This window comes from Duganella sp. LjRoot269 (assembly GCF_964254095.1).
GTDB classification, from domain to species: Bacteria; Pseudomonadota; Gammaproteobacteria; order Burkholderiales; family Burkholderiaceae_D; genus Rugamonas; species Rugamonas hordei.
In genome coordinates, this window is record NZ_CAXUSL020000001.1 from 3,738,471 (window position 1) to 3,756,749 (window position 18,279).

Here is an 18,279-nt window from a genome sequence, read left to right on the forward strand (position 1 = left end):
GGAGACCCGAGATGACTTTTTCTGATTCTCTGAACGCGGCACTCAAACGTATTGTGATCGTCGGTGCAATGTCCGGTCTGTTGGCCTGGACGCTGATGCCGTTGCCGGCGGAGGCGGCTTCCGCCGAGCCGGTGGCCGCCAAGCCGCTGTTTCGCGACCCGGCCGGCGACGGCGCGGCCGACCCGGTGGTGGTGCGCAACGTCGAGCTGGGACGCTGGTGGATGTTCTACACCAACCGTCGCGCCAACACGCCCGGCCTGCCTGGCGCGAGCTGGGTGCACGGCACCCGCATCGGCATCGCCGAGTCGGGCGACGAGGGCGCCAACTGGCACTATCTCGGCACCGCCGACATCGAACTCCCGCCGGATCTGGGCGGTGCCGAATCGACGCATTGGGCGCCCGACATCGCGCGCGACGACGACGGCATCTATCACATGTTCCTGACGGTGGTGCCCGGCGTGTTCGAGGACTGGGCGCACCCGCGCCTGATAGTCCACCTGACCAGCCGCGACCTGCGCAGCTGGCGCAATGCGCGCGTCGTCAAGCTGGCTTCCGACAAGGTGATCGACGCGGCGCTGGTGCACCTGCCCGGCGGCGCCTGGCGCATGTGGTACAACAACGAGGCCGACCAGAAGACGATCTACTACGCCGACAGCGCCGACCTCGAACACTGGACCGACCGCGGCCGGGCCATGGACGACCGTGGAGAAGGGCCGAAAGTATTCTTCTGGCGCGGGACGTGGTGGATGATCACCGACGTCTGGCGCGGCCTGGCGGTGTACCGCTCCAGCGACACCGTGCACTGGGAACGCCAGCCGTCCAATCTGCTGGAGACGCCGGGCCTGGGCGCCGACGACCAGGTGAAAGGCGGCCACGCCGACGTGGTGGTCAGCGGCGAACGCGCCTTCCTGTTTTACTTCACCCATCCCGGGCGGCGCGGCGCGCACGCCGAGGACGATGGCCCCGAGCAGCGTCGCAGCGTGATCCAGGTGGTCGAACTCTCGCATGAGGGCGGCTGGCTCGAAGCCAGGCGCGATGCGCCGACCCGGATCCGGCTGATTGCCGGATCAAGTTTTTAACCGCAGTACAAAACGGAGTGAAGAACATGACTGAAACGGTGGAAAATGTTATCGAAGACATGGATGCGGATCTCTCGCGCCGCACCTTCCTGTACAGCCTCGGGGCGCTGGCGTTGGCCGGCTGCGGCGGTGGGCTGGGAGGCGACGGGCAGGGCGGCGCATCTCCCCGCCTGGGCGGCAGGGTCCTGCAGGGCGGGGCGCCGCTGGGCGGGTTTGTTCACCCCGGCCTGCTGCACACGGATGCCGATTTCACGCGCATGGCGGCGAAGTACACCACCGGCCCATGGAACGCCAGCTGGAACCTGCTGATCAACAACAGCCATGCCAGCCTGGGCTACACGCCGCGTCCGGTTCCCGTCGTCTATCGCGGCAGCGATGGCGTCCATAGCGAGAATTACACGCTGCTGTACAACGACGTGGCGGCGGCTTATGCCTGCGCGCTGCGCTGGAAGGTCTCGGGCAACCCCGACTACGCCGACAAGGCGGTGGCGATCATGAACGCCTGGTCCGGCGTCCTGACCGGCATCGGCGGCGACACCAACGCCGCGCTGGCGGCCGGCATCTATGGCTACGAGTTCGCCAACGCCGCCGAGATCATGCGCGGCTACAGCGGCTGGGCCGCGGCCGATTTCGCCCGTTTCCAGAACATGATGCTCACCGTCTTCTATCCGATCAACCATGACTTCCTGATACGCCACAACGGCACCGAGATCACCCACTACTGGGCCAACTGGGACTTGTGCAACCTGGCCTCGATCCTGGCCATCGGCGTGTTGTGCGACGACCAGGCCAAATGGGACGAGGCCATCAACTACCTCAAGGGCGAGTCCGGCAACGGCGGCATCGGCCAGGCCGTGTATTTCCTGCATCCCGGCTATCTGGGCCAGTGGCAGGAGACGGGGCGCGACCAGGGCCACGCCACGCTGGGCATCGCGCTGCTGGGCGCGATCTGCGAAATGGCGTGGAACCAGGGCGAGGACTTGTACGGCTACGACAACAACCGCTTCCTGGCCGGCGCGGAATATGTCGCCAAGAGCAATCTGATCGAATCCGGCACCAGCTATTACACCGTGCCTTACGTCACCTACGACAACGTCGACAATGTCAACCAGACCGTGCTGGGCACCGGCGGCCAGGGTACGGCACGGCCCTGCTGGGCGCTGGTCTACAACCATTATGTCAACCGCAAGGGGCTGGCGGCGCCGTACTCGAAACAGTTCGCGCAGCTGGTCCAGCCCGAGGGCGGCGGCGGCAACTACGGACCGAACAGCGGCGGTTACGACCAGCTCGGCTATGGCACCTTGACCTGCACGCGCGATCCCATCGCCAGCGGCGTCCCGCCCAGCGGGCTGACCGCCTATACCGTGGCGGGCGCGGTGCAGCTGTCGTGGTGGGGCAGCGCCTACGCCACCAGCTATACGCTGATGCGCGCCACCACGCCGGGCGGGCCGTATTCCACGGTGGCCAGCGGCATCGCCGACCTGCTCGCCTATAGCGACAGCGGCCTGGCGAACGGTACTTACTACTACGTTGTGACGGCGTCCACACCGTCGGGCGTCACGGCCAAATCCAACGAGGCCAAGGTGGTGGTCGGCACGCAACTGCACACCTACCTGGCGTTCAACGAGCTCAGCGGCACGACCGCCGCCGATGCCAGCGGCCTGGGCCACACCGGCACGCTGACCGGCGGTGCCAGCTGGGTGGCGGGCAAGAAGGGTAACGCCGTATCGCTGGACGGCGGCAGCGGCTATGTCGGCCTGCAGGCGGGCATCATGTCCGATGTGGCCGACGCCACCATCGCGTGCTGGGTGTACTGGAACGCCAGCCAGAACTGGGCGCGCGTGTTCGACTTCGGTTCCGGTACCGGCCACTACATGATGCTGACCGCGCGCGCCGGCAATGGCCCGGCACGCTTCGCCATCACGGTCAACGGCGGGAGCAATGAGCAGAACATCGCCAGCAACGCGCCGCTGCCCACGGGGCAATGGGTGCACGTGGCGGTGACGCTGTCGGGCAGCACCGGCACGCTGTACGTCAACGGCGTGCAGGTCGGCATCAACACCGGCATGTTCCTGGCGCCGTTCCGGCTGCAGAACACCACCAGGAACTGGATCGGCCGCTCGCAGTTTGCCAGCGACCCGTACTTCAACGGCAAGGTGGATGAGTTCCGCATCTATCGCGGCGCGCTCAGCGCAACCGAGGTGGCGGCATTGATGACGGCCTGACAGCCCAAGCAATAATGCGCCGTGGCAGGACAGGCGAAGGGCGCCGCTCCGCCTGTGTCCGGGCAGGCTGGGTGAAACTGGCGCAATCGTGTGATGTTTGGATAGATTCTCAACGGCTAAATTGAGATACCGTAACGGATATCATTTTGTTACGAAGGCATCCATGCGTGCGTTGCCGATCGCTGTCGCCATCCTGGCTGGTTTTGCACCGTTCGGGCGGGCAGAGGGAGCTGTGGTGCCTGAAGAGCTATTCTCGATGTCGATCGAGGACCTCGGGCGCATCGACGTCAGCGCGAGTTCGCTGCTGCCGTCGACCTTGTTGTCCGCCGCTTCGTCCATCTCCTCGGTCACCCCGCAGGAATGGGAGCGCAGCGGCGCGCGGCGCACCTTGGACGCCCTGGATGGCACGCCCGGTGTATTCGTGATGCCGCATACAAACGGCAACCAGGTGCTGGCGATCCGCGGTTATGCGCGCCTCACGTCGTTCACCGGCGTTGCGGTCACGCTCGACGGCGTGCCGCTGACCGACCTCTATCGCTCGTCCCCTCAATACAACTTTCCCGGCCTGAACCTGGGCGTGATGGCGCAAATGCAGTTGATCCAGGGGCCGGGCTCCGCGCTGTATGGCAGCGATGCCTTCCATGGCGTGCTGGCGCTGCGTACCCACGATGGCGAGGACGCCGGCCAGCAAGCCTCCGTGACGGCGGGCGGCGAAGGCTACTACGAAGCTGCCGCGCGCTACGCGCAGGCGTTGGGCGAGGGCGGCCACTGGAGCATGGCGTTCGCGGCGAACGGCCAGGGCGACCAGGAACGCATCGCCACCCGTCCTGGTCCGGCCGGCGGTCCGCCGATTTCGGTGGTGCGCGAGAATCGCTTCCTCGCCCAGACCGCCGTGCTGAAGGCATCCAGCGGCACCGGTGGCGGATGGAAATTCAACGGCGGACTGTACCTGCATCGCTACGGCGCGGATGACTTCCAGGGACTGGGCTCGCGCCTGGCCGGCGCGCAAGACCTGGGTGGCCTCGATACGCGCTTCGCGATGCTGCAGGCAGGCGCGAAGAGGCAAGTCGGCGACAGCGGCTCGCTTGAGCTGAAAGCCTATGGCTGGTGGGTGGATAACGACGTGGGCGGCCGCCTGCAACTGCCGGCCAGGGTTGTCCAGCGCGACCTGTACAGCCGCCAGGACCGTCTCGGCCTGCAGGCGATCTATCGCGATTCATTGCCGCAGTGGCGCACCGACTGGGCGCTGGCGCTGGCCACCGAAAAGCTGAACGTGCGCGATGTGCACGTGGCGATACATACGGTGGCGGGGGACTTCCTGAGCGATACACCGAATGCGGCGTCGGACGCGCGCCGCCGTGTCAACAGCGCGACGCTGGAGTTGAATTCCCGCTTCGGCCGGGACTGGCGGGCAGTGTGGGGCGGCCGGCTGGACGATTATTCCGACTTCGGCCGACACGCGTCGCCCCGGCTTGGGCTGATCTACCAGCCGAGCGACACTGGGGCGCTGAAGCTGCTGTACGGGCAAGCCTTCCGCGCCCCGTCCGCAGCGGAACGAAACGGCACGGTCAACACGGTGCTGGGCAACCCGGGCCTGAAACCGGAAGTGATCGACAGCCTCGAGCTGGTGGCCATCCGGCGGCAGGCGAAGCTGCTGTGGCAGGCCAGTGTCTTCGAGACCGCCTGGCGCGATGGCATTGCCATCGTCTTCCGCCCGGACCTCCGCATCAACCAGTTCCAGAACGTCGAGCGCAACCGGGCGCACGGCGCCACAGCCAGCGTCACCTGGCAAAGCGAAGGCTGGCAATGCGAAGCCGGCGGCGCATGGGTGGCAAGCCGGAATGCAAGCACCGGCGCGTCCTACAATATCTCTCCCCGGCGCTCGGTCAACGTCTCGGTCGCCCGCAGCCTGTTCGACGGCGCCGGCCGTATCGGCGTGGCCCAGCGCTGGATGGACGGCTTTGACGACATCCCCAGGGGCGACGTGTTTGCGCCCAGCCGCCTGCCTTCGTACGCGCGCACGGACCTGTCGTACAGCCACGTGATCTCGAAGTCGCTGACGCTCACCGCTGTGGTGCGGAACCTGTTCGATCGAGACAGCCGCCTGCCATCTCCCCTCGGCTCGGTGGGCGGCATTCCCGACGACCGCATCAACGCCACCGTGCGCGCGAACTGGAGATTCTGAAACGCGCTTGTCAGGCCGGCACCGCGGCGAAGCGCTGAATCGAAAACGGGGCGATCGGCGTCGACGTGCTTCCGGTGTCGATCAGTTCCGCCATCACGTCGCCGACACCCGGACCGAGCTGGAAGCCGTGGCCACTGAAGCCGAAAGCGTAATACAGTCCGGGAACGCGCGTGCTGGGCCCCATCACCGGCAGGTCGTCGCTCATGTAGCCCTCGATGCCGCTCCAGACCCGGATGATGTTCAGCCGTGACAGCGCGGGCGCCAAGCGGGCCAGCTGGCGGAACTGCGTCAGCGTGTGCTCGGGTTGGACATAGGCGCGCCTGGTGTCGATGTCGGCGGGACCCCGCCCGCAGCCTCCGAACACGATGTTGCCGCGCTTGACCTGGCGGAAGTACAAGCTTTCCTCCAGCAGTTTGGTGGCGACGCCGACCGCCGGCGCGATGGCATAGGGCATCGGTTCGGTCACCGCCATCTGCGGGCCGCGTACCGTCATCGGCGCGGCTTCGTCAAAGGCGGCCGCCATGCGCCCGGCCCATGCCCCGCTGGCGATCAGCAGCGTCGGGGCACGGAAGCTGCGGCCGTCGGCGCAACTGGCGCGGAAATCCACCCCGTCCTTCTCCAGTTCCAGTACCTCGCACTGTTCGACGATCGTGGCTCCCGCGCGTACCGCGGCGCGTGCGAAGGCTGGAGCGGCCAGGCGCGGATTGGCGTGGCCGTCGCGCGGCGACAGCGAGGCGGCCAGCACCTCCGGTCCGAGGAAGGGATAGCGCTTGCGCATCGCTTCGCCGGCGATCAGCTCCAGATCCAGCCCGTAGTGGCGGGCTTCGCGCGCGTAGTCCTCCAGCACCTCCGCTTGCTCCGGGCGGTAGGCCACGCGTAGATGACCGGATTGCAGGAATTCGATGTCTTCGCCGATCAGTTGCGGCAGCTTGCACCAGATATCGAAGGCGCGATTGGCCAGCGGCAGCTGCGGCAGGAAGCGGGCCTGCCGCCGCACGTTGCCGAAGTTGACGCCGCTGGCTTGCTGCCCCACCAGCCCTCGTTCCAGCAAGATCACCGACAGGCCGCGCCGGCGCAGGAAAAACGCGGTCGACGCGCCCATCAGGCCACCTCCGACTATCAGGACATCGGCTTGTTGCGGCACGCTCATTGCTGTTCCTCGCGGGTCTGGATCGATAGGGGTTTGACGGGGGCCTGGCCGCGCAGGCGGCCAACCTGCTCCAACGGCACGCCGCAGGCGTGGGCGATGACCTCGGCGCCGGCCTGGGCGCAGTAGCGGCCCTGGCAGCGGCCCATGCCGACCCGGCTGAAGGCTTTGGCGCGATTGGCTTCGCTGGCGCCGAATCCGGTGGCGACGCGGCGCAGTTCGCCGGCGCTGATGCATTCGCAGCGGCATACCAGCGCCTCGTCAGGCAAGTCCGCGGCCTGCTGCTTCGGCCACGGGAAGGCGCGCACCAGGCCTTGGCGGAAGCGCTCCATCGTGTAGCGGATGCCGAGCAGGGCGCTGCGGCGTTGTTCATGGTCCGGCACCGGACGCCCCAGGTCTTGCAGGATCGCCAGCGCTGCCAGCCGGCCCGCGTTCTCGGCGCCGTCCGCGCCCAGGATGCGGGCGCCATCTCCCGCCAGGTACACGCCGGGCACCGAACTGCGGCCATCCTCGCTCACTTGAGGAAACCACTGGCGGCCGGCGGCGTCGAAGCGGAATTCGCAGCGCGCCAGGTCGGCCAGCTGGGTCTCCGGCCGCAGGTGGTAGCCCATGGCGACGGCGTCGCCGGCGTAGCGGCGTTCGACGCCTTGCCGGTCGCGGATGCGCAGCGCCTGCACGCCGTCGTCCACGCTGCCTTCGATTTCCAGCGGCGTCACGCCGGACAGCACGGGAACGCCGGCGCGCCGCAGCATGGCGATGAAGCGCAGGCCGTTCCACAGCAGCGCGGGACGGGCCAGCAGCTGAGGCAATGCGGCGATCTGGTCGCGCAGCCGGGAGGTGTCGAGCACGGCCGCGATATTCGCGCCGGCCTTCAGGTACTGCATCGCGACCAGGTAGAGCAGCGGACCGGTGCCCACGAAAACCACCTTGCCGCCGATGGCGCAAGCCTGCGACTTGAGCGCGATCTGTGCCGCGCCGAGGCTGTAGGTGCCGGCGTATTGCCAGCCCTTGAGCGGCATCAGGCGGTCGGTGGCGCCGGCGCAGATCAGCAGCGCGTCGTATGGCAGGCGGCTGGTGCCGTGTCGGCTGGCGACGTGCAGGTGGCCTTCGCTGACGTTCCAGGCCAGCGTGTCGGGCCGATAGTCGATCCGCTCGCGCAGCGCGTCGAAGCAGCGGTGCAGGGACTGCGCGCGCGTGGCTTCGCTGCCGTACAGCGTGGCGTACGAGCGGGTGAAGTTTTCGGGCTGGCGGCGGTAGATCTGGCCGCCGTCGCGCCGGCCTTCGTCGATGACGATGGGCCGGATGCCCGCCGCGCACAAGGCCTCGGCCGCGCGCACGCCGGCAGGTCCGGCGCCGACCACGATTACGCGGGGTTCAGCCATGCTGCCTCCGTATTCCTGGTGATGATGCGCATGCCTTCGGCGATTTCGGTGGAGCAGGCGCGCAGGCGCGCGCCGTCGGCGGTCCATACCCAGCAATCCTGGCAGGCGCCCATCAGGCAGAAACCGGCGCGGCGGCCGTCTCCGAATTCAGAGCTGCGCAGGGAATTGGCGGCGCCTAGCATGGCCACCAGCAGCGTGTCGCCCTGCAGCGCCCTGGCCGGTTCGCCGTCGATGAAGAAGTGGACCGGGGCGCGATCCTGCTCGGCCAGCCGTACGAAGCGCGCGCTCATGCCACCGCCTCGGCGCAGGGCGCTGCATGCTCAAACAGCGCCAGGTCGGCGCCGCTGTGATGGCACAGGATGGTGCCGCCGTGCTCCAGGTGCTGCTGTGGCGGCGGCAGGCGGTTGCAGAGACCGTCGACGCGCACCGCGCAACGCGGCCGGAAGGCGCACAGGGCGCCGCTGTCGGCAGCGGTGTCCGGCGCCAGCGGCGGCAGCGCGTCGGCGCCGCGCGCGCAGACCTGGTCCAGCCAGCCCTGGCGCAGTTGCGGCACCGATGAAATCAGCAGCTGCGAATACGGATGGAAGGGTGCGTCGGCGGGCGCCGCGCGCGGCCGCGACTCGACCTTCTGGCCGGCGTACAGCACCACGATGTCGTCGCAGATGGCGCGCACGGTGTTGATGTCATGACTGATGAACATATACGATACTTTCAATTCGCGCCGCAGCTCGGCCATCAGGTCGAGGATGGCGGCTGCCACCACCGTGTCCAGCGCCGACGTGATCTCGTCGCACAGGATCAGGTCCGGCTCGGCCGCCAGCGCGCGCGCCAGGTTGATGCGCTGCTTCTGGCCGCCGGACAGCTCGCCCGGCAGGCGGTCGGCGATCGCCGCCGGCAGCTTGACCAGATCGAGCAACTGCAGCACGCGGCGGCGGCGCTGCTCACCGCGCAGGTTGTGATAGAAGGTCAGCGGCCGCGCCAGGATGCCGCCGATGGTGTGGGCCGGATTGAGCGCCGTGTCGGCATTCTGGAATACGAACTGCACCCGCTGGTGCTGCTCGCGGGTGCGTCCGTGCCCGCAGGCGGGCAGCGCACCGCCGTCGAGCAGCACTTCGCCGCGCGCGCCCGGCACCATGCCGGCCACCACCCGCGCCAGCGTGGTCTTGCCGCAGCCCGATTCGCCGATCACGCCCAGCGTGGCGCCGCGCGCGATGGTCAGGCTGACGTCGTTGATGATGCGCCTGGACGGCAGGCCGCTGGCGTCCGGCGCGCCGTAGCCGGCCACCAGGTTGCGGATTTCCAGCAGCGGCGGCGCCAGCCGGGTCAGCGCGGGCGCCGCGACGCCGATATCGCGTTCGGCCGGCGCGGCGGCGGCCAGCAGGCTTTGGGTGTAGGGATGGGCCGGCGCTTTCAGCACCTGCGGCGTGGCGCCGTTCTCGCGCACCTCGCCGTCGCGCAGCACGATGATGCGGTCGGCCATCTGCGCCACCACGGCCAGGTCGTGCGAGACGTAGACCGCCGTGGTGCCGAGCTGGCGCACCACGTCCTTGAAGGCGCGCAGCACTTCGATCTGGGTGGTGACGTCCAGCGCGGTGGTCGGTTCGTCCAGGATCACCAGCGCCGGGTCGGTAATGAACGCCATGGCGGCCATCACACGCTGCAGCTGGCCGCCCGAAACCTGGTGCGGATAGCGTTTGCCGATGGTTTCCGGATCCGGCAGCGCCAGCGCGCGGAACAGGTCGACCGCCTTGGCCTCGGCCTGGGCGCGCGGCAGCGTGCCGTGGATGCAGGCGCTTTCCACCACCTGGTCCATCAGCGTGCGCGCGGGATTGAAGGCCGAGGAGGCGCTTTGCGCGATGTAGGCGACGGTGCGGCCGCGCAGGTTGGCCAGCTGGCGCGCGTCCAGCTCCAGCACCTGCTGCTCGCCGACCCGTATCGAACCGCCGGCGATGCGGCAGCCGCTGCGGGCATAGCCCATCAGCGACAGCGCGATCGTGGTCTTGCCGGAGCCGGACTCTCCGATCAGGGCCAGCACCTCGCCCGGATTCAGCGCGAAGTCCACGTCCTTGACGATGGGGACGTCGAGGCCGGCGTCGTTGCGCGCGACCACGCGCAGGCCGCTCACTTGTACCAATGGTGTCATCGGGATTCCTTGGCGTGGCGCGTGTTGCGCAGGTTATCGATCAGCAGGTTGACGCCGATGGTCAGCGTGGCGATCGCCAGCGCCGGCATCAGCACCGCCGGCGCGCCTTCGCTCAGGCCGCCGATGTTCTCGCGCACCAGCGAACCCCAGTCGGCGTCGGGCGGTTGCACGCCCAGGCTGAGGAAGGACAGGCCGCTCAGCAGCAGCACCGTGAACACGAAGCGCAGGCCGAAGTCGGCCAGCACCGGCCGTATCATATTGGGCAGCACTTCGACGCAGGCGATGTAAGACCTTCCCTCGCCGCGGGCGCGGGCGGCCTGGACGAACTCCATCGCCTGCACGTTGACGGCCAGCGCCCGCGCGATGCGGTAGGCGCCCGGCATGAAGCCCACCGCGGCGGTAACGATCAGCAGCGGCACCGAGGAGCCGAACGAGGCCACCATCATCAGCGCGAACATCTTGCTGGGGATGGAGATAAGCGCGTCGAGCGCGCGGCTCAGCGTGGCGTCGGCCCAGCCGCCGGCGACCGCCGCGTACAGGCCCAGCAGGGTGCCGGTGGCGCTGGCCAGCACCGAGGCGGCCAGCGCCAACGCCACCGTGTAGCGGGCGCCGTACAGGACGCGGCTCAGCATGTCGCGGCCCAGGTAGTCGGTCCCCAGCGGATACTGCCAGCTAATGCCGCCGAAGACGTCGGGATCGACGATCTCCGCCGCGTCGTGCGGCGAAATGGATGGGCCGCACAGCGTCACCGCCAGCCAGAACAGCACGATGGCCAGGCCGATCCAGGCCAGCGGCGGCAGCGAAGCCAATGCGGGCAGGCGCGGACGGAACACGCGCGCAAGGCGGGCCGGGGATGGGGGAACAGGGCGCTTCATAGATTGCGTAACCTCGGGTTGGAGACGATTGCACAGATATCGGCCAGCATCACCAGCAGCAGGTAAGCGCCGCAGAAGATCATGGCGCAGGCCTGCACCAGCGGGATGTCGCGGGTGGTGACGGCGTCGATCATCAGGTTGGCGATGCCGGGATAGTTGAAGATGCTCTCGACGATCAGCACCCCGCCCAGCAGATACGACAGGCTGAGGGCGACCGCGTTGGCGATCGGGCCGATCGCGTTCGGCAGCGCGTGCGCCAGCACGATGCGCACCGGCCGCGCGCCTTTCAATCGCGCCATCTCGACGTAAGGCGCGCGCAGCTGATCGATGACGGCTGCGCGTGTCATGCGCGCCATCTGCGCCACGATCACGCAGCACAGCGTGAACACCGGCATCGCATAGGCCGCGAGGAACTGGCCCAGTGTCGCGATGTCGGCGGTGTGCGACAGCGCCGACAGCCAGCGCAGCTTGACCGCGAACAGCAGCACGGCCAGCGTGGCGATCAGGAATTCCGGCACCGACACCAGCGACACCGCCAGCATGTTCATGCCGCGGTCGAACAGCGAGCCGCGGTACATCGCCGAGACGATGCCAAGCAGCAGCGCCAGCGGCACCGAGACGGCGGCGGTGGCGCCGGCCAGCACCAGGGAAGACGGCAGGCGGGTCGCGATCAGCGTGCCGACCGGCTGGCCGTTGACCAGCGAGTTGCCGGCGTCGCCCCGCAGCAGGTGCAGCAGCCAGCGGCCGTAGCGCAGCGGGGCCGGGTCGTCGAGGCCGAATTGCAGACGCAGTGCGGCCACCGTTTCCGGCGTGGCGGCCTGGCCCAGCGATTCCTCGGCGGCGTCGCCCGGCAGCAGGTTGGTGATGGTGAAGACCACCACCGACACGATCAAGAGCGTCAGCGCGGCCAGCGCCAGGCGGTTGATCAGCAGTTTGGCTATGGTGCGGTTCATCCGGGCCTCAGTGCAGACGGTCTTGCAGTTTGTAGTAGGCGCCGACCAGCGGCAGGAACCAGGCCTTGCCGAAGTAGCCCGGAATCGCCGGCCATTCCAGGCCGCGCCACGGATTGCAATCGCCGCGGCCGGCCATCACCTCGGCCATCTGCTGGCCCATGTGGACCGACATCTGCACGCCGTGGCCGCTGTAGCCCAGCGAATAGAACATGCCCTCATGCTGGCCGGCGCGCGGAAGGCGGTCGGCCGTCATGTCCACCAGCCCCCCCCAGCAGTAGTCGATGGGTGTGCCTTGCAGTTGCGGGAACAGCCGGATCATGGTGTCTGCCAGGATGGCGCCGCTCTTGGCGTCCGATTTGGGATTGGACAGCGCGAAGCGGGCGCGCCCGCCGAACAGCAGGCGCTGGTCCGGGGTGATGCGGAAGTAGTTGCCGATGTTCTTGGTGGTGACGTAGTTGCGGCGGCCGGGCGCGATGCGGTCCAGCTGCTCCTTGTCCAGCGGCGCGGTGGCGATGATGAAGCTGCCCACTGAAACCAGCCTGCGGCGGAAGTAGGCGAACGGACCGAGGCTGGAGTTGCCGGTGGCCAGAAACACCTGGGCCGCGTCCACCGGGCCGCGCGCGCTGCGGACGCGGAAGCCGCCGGCGATGCGTACGATGTCGTCGACCGGCGCATCCTGGTACAGCTGCGCGCCGGCGCGCACCGCCGCCTCGCCCAGGCCGACCGCGAATTTCCCCATGTGCATCTGAGCGCCCTGGCGCTGCAGCAGGCCGCCGTAAAAGCCGGACGATCCTACCTCGCTGGCCAGCTGCTCCGGCGGCACCAGCTCGATGCCGGGATCTACGCTGGCGCGCAACTGCTCATACACCCGTTGCAGCTTGGCGTAGTGCTCCGGCTTGGCGGCCAGTTTCAGCTTGCCGCAGCGCTGGAAGTCGCAATCGATGTTTTCCTCCCTGATCAATCGCTCGACCGTGTCGACCGCCGCGTCGTAGGCCTGGTAGAAGCTGCGCGCCTGCGGTTCGCCGATGCGGGCGCACAGGTCGGCGTAATCGTGCGCCAGCCCGGTGTTGCACTGGCCGCCGTTGCGGCCGGAGGCTTCGCCGGCAATCCGGCCCGCCTCCAGCAGCACTACCGAGGCGCCGCGCCGTGCCAGCGCCAGCGCCGCCGACAAGCCGGTAAAGCCGCCGCCGACCACCACCACGTCGGCGCGCACGGGCACCTGTCCCTGCGCGGCGCCGGTAAAGGGCGGGGCGGTATCGAGCCAGTACGATTCAAGCTTCATGTTTGCTCCCAGTGGGCGGGCGATTACAGTCCGAGCAGGGCCGGCAGGCCGGACAGGTCCTTGATCTCGTTGTAGCCGTAGTGGGGCGTCGACGGTTCGTGGCCACGGTTGACGAAGACCTTGTTCTTGATGCCCAGACTGCGCGCGGGCATCAGGTCGTAGCGCAGGCTGGACGACACGTGCAGGATGTCGTCGGGGCTGCAATTCAGGTTGTCGATCATATATTCGAAGGCGGCCAGGCGCGGCTTGTAGGCCTTGGCGTTTTCGGCGGTGAACACCTGATGGAACGGGGCGCCCAGCTTCTCGACGTTATGCATGATTTGCGCGTTGGCGGCGTTCGAATAGATCACCAGCGGGAATTCCTTAGCCAGCTTGGCCAGCGGCTCCGGTACGTCGGCATGCGGACCCCAGGTCGGCACCGCGTTGTAGTAGCTTTGCGCCTCGGCCTCGGTGACCGGCACGTTCCAGCGCTTGCAGGCGCGGAACAGCGCGTTCTTGACCACCTGCTCGTATGGCTTCCATGCGTCGAGCACTTCGTCCAGGCGGTAGTCGGCGAACAGCATCACGAATTCGTCCATGCGCTCGGCCGGGACGCGGTCGGCGAAGATTTCGCGCGTCATGTCGGCCATGCGGAAGCGGGTCAGGGTGCCGTAGCAGTCGAAGGTGATGTATTTGGGGCGTAAGATGCTCATCGTTGGTCCTTGAAGGTTAGTGAAGCAGGTTGCACAGCTTGCGTTGGCGTTGTGTTCCGCTGACATTCATTACACCATAGCCCCTGCTGCGCTTTATTCCGTATTGCCGCCTCCTTGAAACAGAAACAACGGTTTTTCCCGACTCCGACAGCATACCTTGCTGCGGCCCCTGCGCGGCGCGGCCGGCGCGGCGCCGGTTGTCGCGGTCATGCGGTAACAGCCGTCCGCCAGAGGGAAAACGGCCCCCGGCGGCCGTTTTGGCCGGCTAAGCACGATCTACGGCTGGCGCCCGAACTACACAAGCTTGCGCCTCCCGCGGCCATGACGACCGCATTAAATGCTGCGCGTTCGCGCTTAGCATAAGCCATGCAGCTTTCATTCCAGCCGTCTCCCGGCTCACCAATCAGTCTACTAAGGAATTCCGCGATGCCCAGCTTTCATCCCGACCAGGTCCAGGTCCACAGCGCCCACTTCATCGGCGGCCAATATGTCGCCGCCAGCGCCGCGCTGGAAGTGCGCCGGCCATCCGACAACCGCGCCTACGCCTCCCTGCCGGTAGCCGACGCGGAACTGGTCGACCGCGCGGTGGAGAACGCGTGGCAGGCTTTCAAGACCAGCAATTGGGCGCGCCAGGCGCCGCGCGACCGGGCGCGCGTGCTGCGCCGCTGGGCCGACCTGATCGAGGCCGACGTGGCGCAACTGGCGCCTCTGGAGGCGGTGGGGTCGACCCGTCCGATCGCCAACGCCGCCGCATGGGATATTCCGTTTACGGCTGAAGGCATACGCTTCTTCGCCGAATTCGCCGATAAGGAGGGCGGCGACGTGGCGGCCACCCGCAGCGACCAGTTCGGCATGACGGTGGCCGAGCCGTATGGCGTGATCGGCGCCATCGCGCCGTGGAATTTCCCGCTGGTGATGGCCTCCTGGAAGATCGCGCCGGCCCTGGCCGCGGGCAACGCCGTGGTGCTGAAGCCGTCGGAACTGACGCCGTTTTCCGTGCTGCGGCTGGCGGAGCTGGCCATTGCGGCCGGCATGCCGCCGGGGATCTTCAATGTGATCCAGGGCGACGGCCGCGTCACCGGCGACGCCCTGGTGCGCCATCCGCGCATCGCCAAGGTGACCTTCACCGGCTCGACCCGCACCGGCAGCGCCATCATGGCCGCCTGCGCGCACAGCGGCACCAAGCCGGTGACCCTGGAACTGGGCGGCAAAAGCCCGCAGCTGGTATTTGCCGACGCGCCGGACCTGGACAAGGTGGCGCGCATGGTGGCCGGCGCCATCGCCGGCAACGCCGGACAGGTCTGCGTGGCCGGCTCGCGCCTGATCGTGCAGCGCAGCGTGGCCAATCGCGTGGTCGCAGGCATCGCCCAGGCCTTCCAGGCGTTGCGTCCTGGCCACACCTGGGACCAGGACAGCACGCTCTCGCCCATCATCAGTCCGGCCGACGCCCAGCGCATCGACGGCGTGGTCCAGCGCAGCGTGCAGGCGGGGGCGCGCATCGCCGCCGGCGGCGCGCTGGCGCCGTTCGGCGGCGAGGGCGCGTTTTACCAGCCGACCATCCTCACCGGCGTCGGCGCCGACATGGAAGCGGTGCGCGACGAGATCTTCGGCCCGGTGCTGACGGTGCAGACCTTCGACGACGACGACGAGGCGCTGGCGTTGGCCGACCATCCAGCGTACGGACTGGCGGCCGGCGTCCACACCGCCGACATCGGCCGCGTGCTGCGCTGCGTACGGCAGCTGGAGGCCGGCACGGTGTGGGTCAACCGCTACGGCCGCAGCGACGATTTCGTGCTGCCCACCGGCGGCTTCAAGCGCTCCGGCATGGGCAAGGACCTGGGCCGCCAGGCTTACGAGGCGAACCTGCGGCACAAGACGGTGCTGATCGATTTCGCGCCCGAAAGCGGGGAGTAGGGCGCTCTTGCCTGGGGCGGCGGGCCCGATTCGGCACTGGGCTGGTGCGGGCGGCTGGCATGCAGCAAGGCGTGCTGATTCTGATTCGGAAAACAATTATTTCTGTTTTGTGACAGGGCGATTACAGGATAAACGAGAGATCTGCCCATGTTGTAATCAGTCTCAGTAGACGTTTCATCTAGTACATTCACACCTAACCAGGAGTTTGTCATGTATCCCACCCGTCACCGCACCTTGGCCCTGTTCTTGGCTGCCACCTACCCGCTGGCGGCGCTTGCCGGCGAGGCCGATCCCGCCGCACCGCTGGCTGTCGCAGCCGCCGCAGCCGGTGACGCCGGCGCGGCGGCCTCCGCGGAAACGCAGACCGAGCCCAGAAAACCGGACGTGGTCGAGGTCAGAGGCGCGCGCCAGAACTATCGCGCGCTGTCGGCCACCGGCGCCACCAAGACCGACACGCTGCTCAAGGACCTGCCGCAAAGCGTGCGCGTGCTCACCGCCGACCTGCTCAAGGACGTCGGCGTGACCAACCTGGCCAGCGCCCTCGATCTGACCAGCGGCATTTCCCGCCAGAGCAACCTGGGCGGCCTGTGGGACAGCTATGCGATGCGCGGCTTTACCGGCGATCCCAACTTCGGCTCCGACTACCTGGTCAACGGCTTCAGCTCCAGCCGCGGCTACAACGGCCTGCGCGATTCGGCCAGCACCAACAGCGTCGAAGTGCTGAAAGGGCCGGCCTCGGCGCTGTACGGCCGTGGCGAGCCCGGCGGTACCGTCAACATCACCACCAAGAAGCCGCGCTTCGAGCCGGCCTATATGCTGGAATTGTCGCTCGGCAGTTTCAATACCTGGCGCACGGCGGTCGACCTGACCGGCCCCATCAGCGAGACCGTGGCTTACCGCCTGAACGGTGCCTACGAAAAGGGCGACAGCTTCCGCGACACGGTAAAAACCGAGCGGTCGTTCCTGTCGCCGTCCTTCATCTGGCTGATCGGCGACAGCACCACCCTGTCGTACGAGGTGGAGGCCAGCGAGCAGCGGGTGCCGTTCGACCGCGGCGTGGTGGCGGTCAAAGGCGTACTGGGACTGGTGCCCAACTCGCGCTTCCTGGGCGAACCGGCCGACGGCCCGATCACGGTGAAGTCGCTGGGCCACCAGGTCTTCCTGCAGCATGAGTTCAACGGGGACTGGAAACTGCAGTCGGGCCTGTCGTACCGCGACAGTTCGCTCGACGGTTACTCGACCGAGGCCAATAACCTGTTGGCCGACGGCCGCACTTTGCGCCGCCAGCGCCGCTACCGCGACTTCTCGGCGATCGACGTTTCCGGCCGGGTGGAATTGGTGGGGAAATTCAGCACCGGGTCGCTGGTCAACAACATCCTGGTCGGCGCCGACGCCTACCGCTTCAACGACCGCCGCATCCAGCTGCGGCGCAACCCGAGCGCCACCAACGCCTATGCGATCGACATCTACAACCCGGTCTACGGCGGCGTGGCCGATCCTTTGACGCAGTCGATCAACACCAAGGAAGAGCAGCGCGCCCACGCCTTCTATGCGCAGGACCAGATCGACCTGAGCGACCAGTGGAAAGCCTTGCTGGGGGTACGCTCCGACACCTATGACCAGACGGTGACCAACTACCGCCTGAACGTGTCGAACAGCCAGTCGCTGACCGCCACCAGTCCGCGCGCCGGCCTGGTGTATCAACCGATATCGACGATATCGCTGTATGCCACGGCGGCCAAGGGCTTCCGTCCGAACAGCGGCATCAGCATCGACAACAAGGCCTTCCCGGCGGAGGACAGCCGCTCGTACGAGGTCGGCTCCAAGCTGGAAACGGCCGACGGCAAGATCACCGGCACGCTGGCGCTGTACCACATCAAGAAGTCCAATGTGCTGACCACCAATCCGCTCAACACCGATTTCTCGGTGTCTGCCGGCGAGGTAGGCAGCAAGGGCGTGGAGTTGGACCTGTCGGGCGAGATCGCCACGGCCACGCGCCTGTCGGCCGCCTATGCCTACACCGATGCCACCGTCACCAAGGGCGACAACACCATCGTCACCGGCAGCCGCTTCCCCAATGTGCCGAAGCAAAGCGCCACCGTGGTGCTGACCCGTTCCTTCGCGCTGGCCGGCGGCACGGCGTCGCTGGGCGGCGGCTTGAATTATGTCGGCGAGCGGCTGGGCGATGTCGCGGTCTCCAGCAACTTCATGCTGCCCGCCTATACCACGGCCAAGCTGATTTCCTCCTGGTCGCCCAACAAGAAGGTACGCGTCTCGCTGAACGTCGACAACCTGTTCAACAAGAAGTACTACGCCAGCTCGTACAGCCAGGTCTGGGTTTCGCCCGGCATCGAGCGCACCATCACCTTGAATCTGCAGTACAAATTCTAAGCGGAGCTGAC

General features: G+C 67.6%; 13 protein-coding genes. 5 read left to right on the forward strand and 8 right to left on the reverse strand.

Annotated elements, in window-relative coordinates; all coding sequences use genetic code 11:
* Positions 1-11: 11 nt before the first annotated feature.
* The 3 genes from ACSQ3S_RS16710 to ACSQ3S_RS16720 all read left to right on the forward strand — a co-directional run bounded on the left by ACSQ3S_RS16710 (position 12) and on the right by ACSQ3S_RS16720 (position 5,489).
* The gene (locus ACSQ3S_RS16710; protein WP_436143071.1) at positions 12-1,079 is read left to right on the forward strand and encodes a hypothetical protein; all 1,068 of its coding nucleotides are present in this window, start codon (positions 12-14) and stop codon (positions 1,077-1,079) included.
* Positions 1,080-1,105: 26 nt separating this feature from the next.
* Positions 1,106-3,304, forward strand: a complete 2,199-nt coding sequence (locus ACSQ3S_RS16715; RefSeq protein ID WP_436143072.1) for a LamG-like jellyroll fold domain-containing protein — start codon at positions 1,106-1,108, stop codon at positions 3,302-3,304.
* Between the two features lie 235 nt (positions 3,305-3,539).
* Positions 3,540-5,489: a TonB-dependent receptor plug domain-containing protein gene (locus ACSQ3S_RS16720; protein ID WP_436143073.1), complete on the forward strand. Its 1,950-nt coding sequence runs from the start codon at positions 3,540-3,542 to the stop codon at positions 5,487-5,489.
* Between the two features lie 10 nt (positions 5,490-5,499).
* Here ACSQ3S_RS16720 and ACSQ3S_RS16725 read toward each other — a convergent pair whose 3' ends face one another.
* The 8 genes from ACSQ3S_RS16725 to ACSQ3S_RS16760 are packed head-to-tail and all read right to left on the reverse strand — an operon-like array spanning position 5,500 to position 13,963.
* Positions 5,500-6,639 (reverse strand): NAD(P)/FAD-dependent oxidoreductase, encoded by a 1,140-nt coding sequence (locus tag ACSQ3S_RS16725; RefSeq protein ID WP_436143074.1) that lies wholly within the window; start codon positions 6,637-6,639, stop codon positions 5,500-5,502.
* Entirely contained in the window at positions 6,636-8,018 is a 1,383-nt protein-coding gene (locus ACSQ3S_RS16730) for an FAD-dependent oxidoreductase (protein ID WP_436143075.1), read from the reverse strand. Before ACSQ3S_RS16730 ends, ACSQ3S_RS16725 begins: the two co-directional genes overlap by 4 nt.
* Positions 8,000-8,308 (reverse strand): (2Fe-2S)-binding protein, encoded by a 309-nt coding sequence (locus ACSQ3S_RS16735; RefSeq protein ID WP_176651043.1) that lies wholly within the window; start codon positions 8,306-8,308, stop codon positions 8,000-8,002. Before ACSQ3S_RS16735 ends, ACSQ3S_RS16730 begins: the two co-directional genes overlap by 19 nt.
* The gene (locus ACSQ3S_RS16740) at positions 8,305-10,161 is read right to left on the reverse strand and encodes an ABC transporter ATP-binding protein (protein ID WP_436143076.1); all 1,857 of its coding nucleotides are present in this window, start codon (positions 10,159-10,161) and stop codon (positions 8,305-8,307) included. The genes ACSQ3S_RS16735 and ACSQ3S_RS16740 overlap by 4 nt, the downstream gene beginning before the upstream one ends.
* On the reverse strand, positions 10,158-11,036 hold the full coding sequence (locus ACSQ3S_RS16745) for an ABC transporter permease (RefSeq protein WP_353403517.1): 879 nt from the start codon (positions 11,034-11,036) through the stop codon (positions 10,158-10,160). The genes ACSQ3S_RS16740 and ACSQ3S_RS16745 overlap by 4 nt, the downstream gene beginning before the upstream one ends.
* On the reverse strand, positions 11,033-11,989 hold the full coding sequence (locus ACSQ3S_RS16750; protein ID WP_436143077.1) for an ABC transporter permease: 957 nt from the start codon (positions 11,987-11,989) through the stop codon (positions 11,033-11,035). The genes ACSQ3S_RS16745 and ACSQ3S_RS16750 overlap by 4 nt, the downstream gene beginning before the upstream one ends.
* A 7-nt stretch (positions 11,990-11,996) precedes the next feature.
* On the reverse strand, positions 11,997-13,271 hold the full coding sequence (locus ACSQ3S_RS16755) for an NAD(P)/FAD-dependent oxidoreductase (protein ID WP_436143078.1): 1,275 nt from the start codon (positions 13,269-13,271) through the stop codon (positions 11,997-11,999).
* A 23-nt stretch (positions 13,272-13,294) separates the two neighbouring features.
* Positions 13,295-13,963 (reverse strand): haloacid dehalogenase type II, encoded by a 669-nt coding sequence (locus ACSQ3S_RS16760; RefSeq protein WP_176651038.1) that lies wholly within the window; start codon positions 13,961-13,963, stop codon positions 13,295-13,297.
* A 426-nt stretch (positions 13,964-14,389) separates the two neighbouring features.
* Here ACSQ3S_RS16760 and ACSQ3S_RS16765 point away from each other — a divergent pair, with 426 nt between their 5' ends.
* Together ACSQ3S_RS16765 and ACSQ3S_RS16770 are read left to right on the forward strand one after the other, a co-directional pair.
* The gene (locus ACSQ3S_RS16765) at positions 14,390-15,877 is read left to right on the forward strand and encodes an aldehyde dehydrogenase family protein (protein WP_436143079.1); all 1,488 of its coding nucleotides are present in this window, start codon (positions 14,390-14,392) and stop codon (positions 15,875-15,877) included.
* A gap of 210 nt (positions 15,878-16,087) precedes the next feature.
* On the forward strand, positions 16,088-18,268 hold the full coding sequence (locus ACSQ3S_RS16770; protein WP_176651036.1) for a TonB-dependent siderophore receptor: 2,181 nt from the start codon (positions 16,088-16,090) through the stop codon (positions 18,266-18,268).
* Positions 18,269-18,279: the final 11 nt, after the last annotated feature.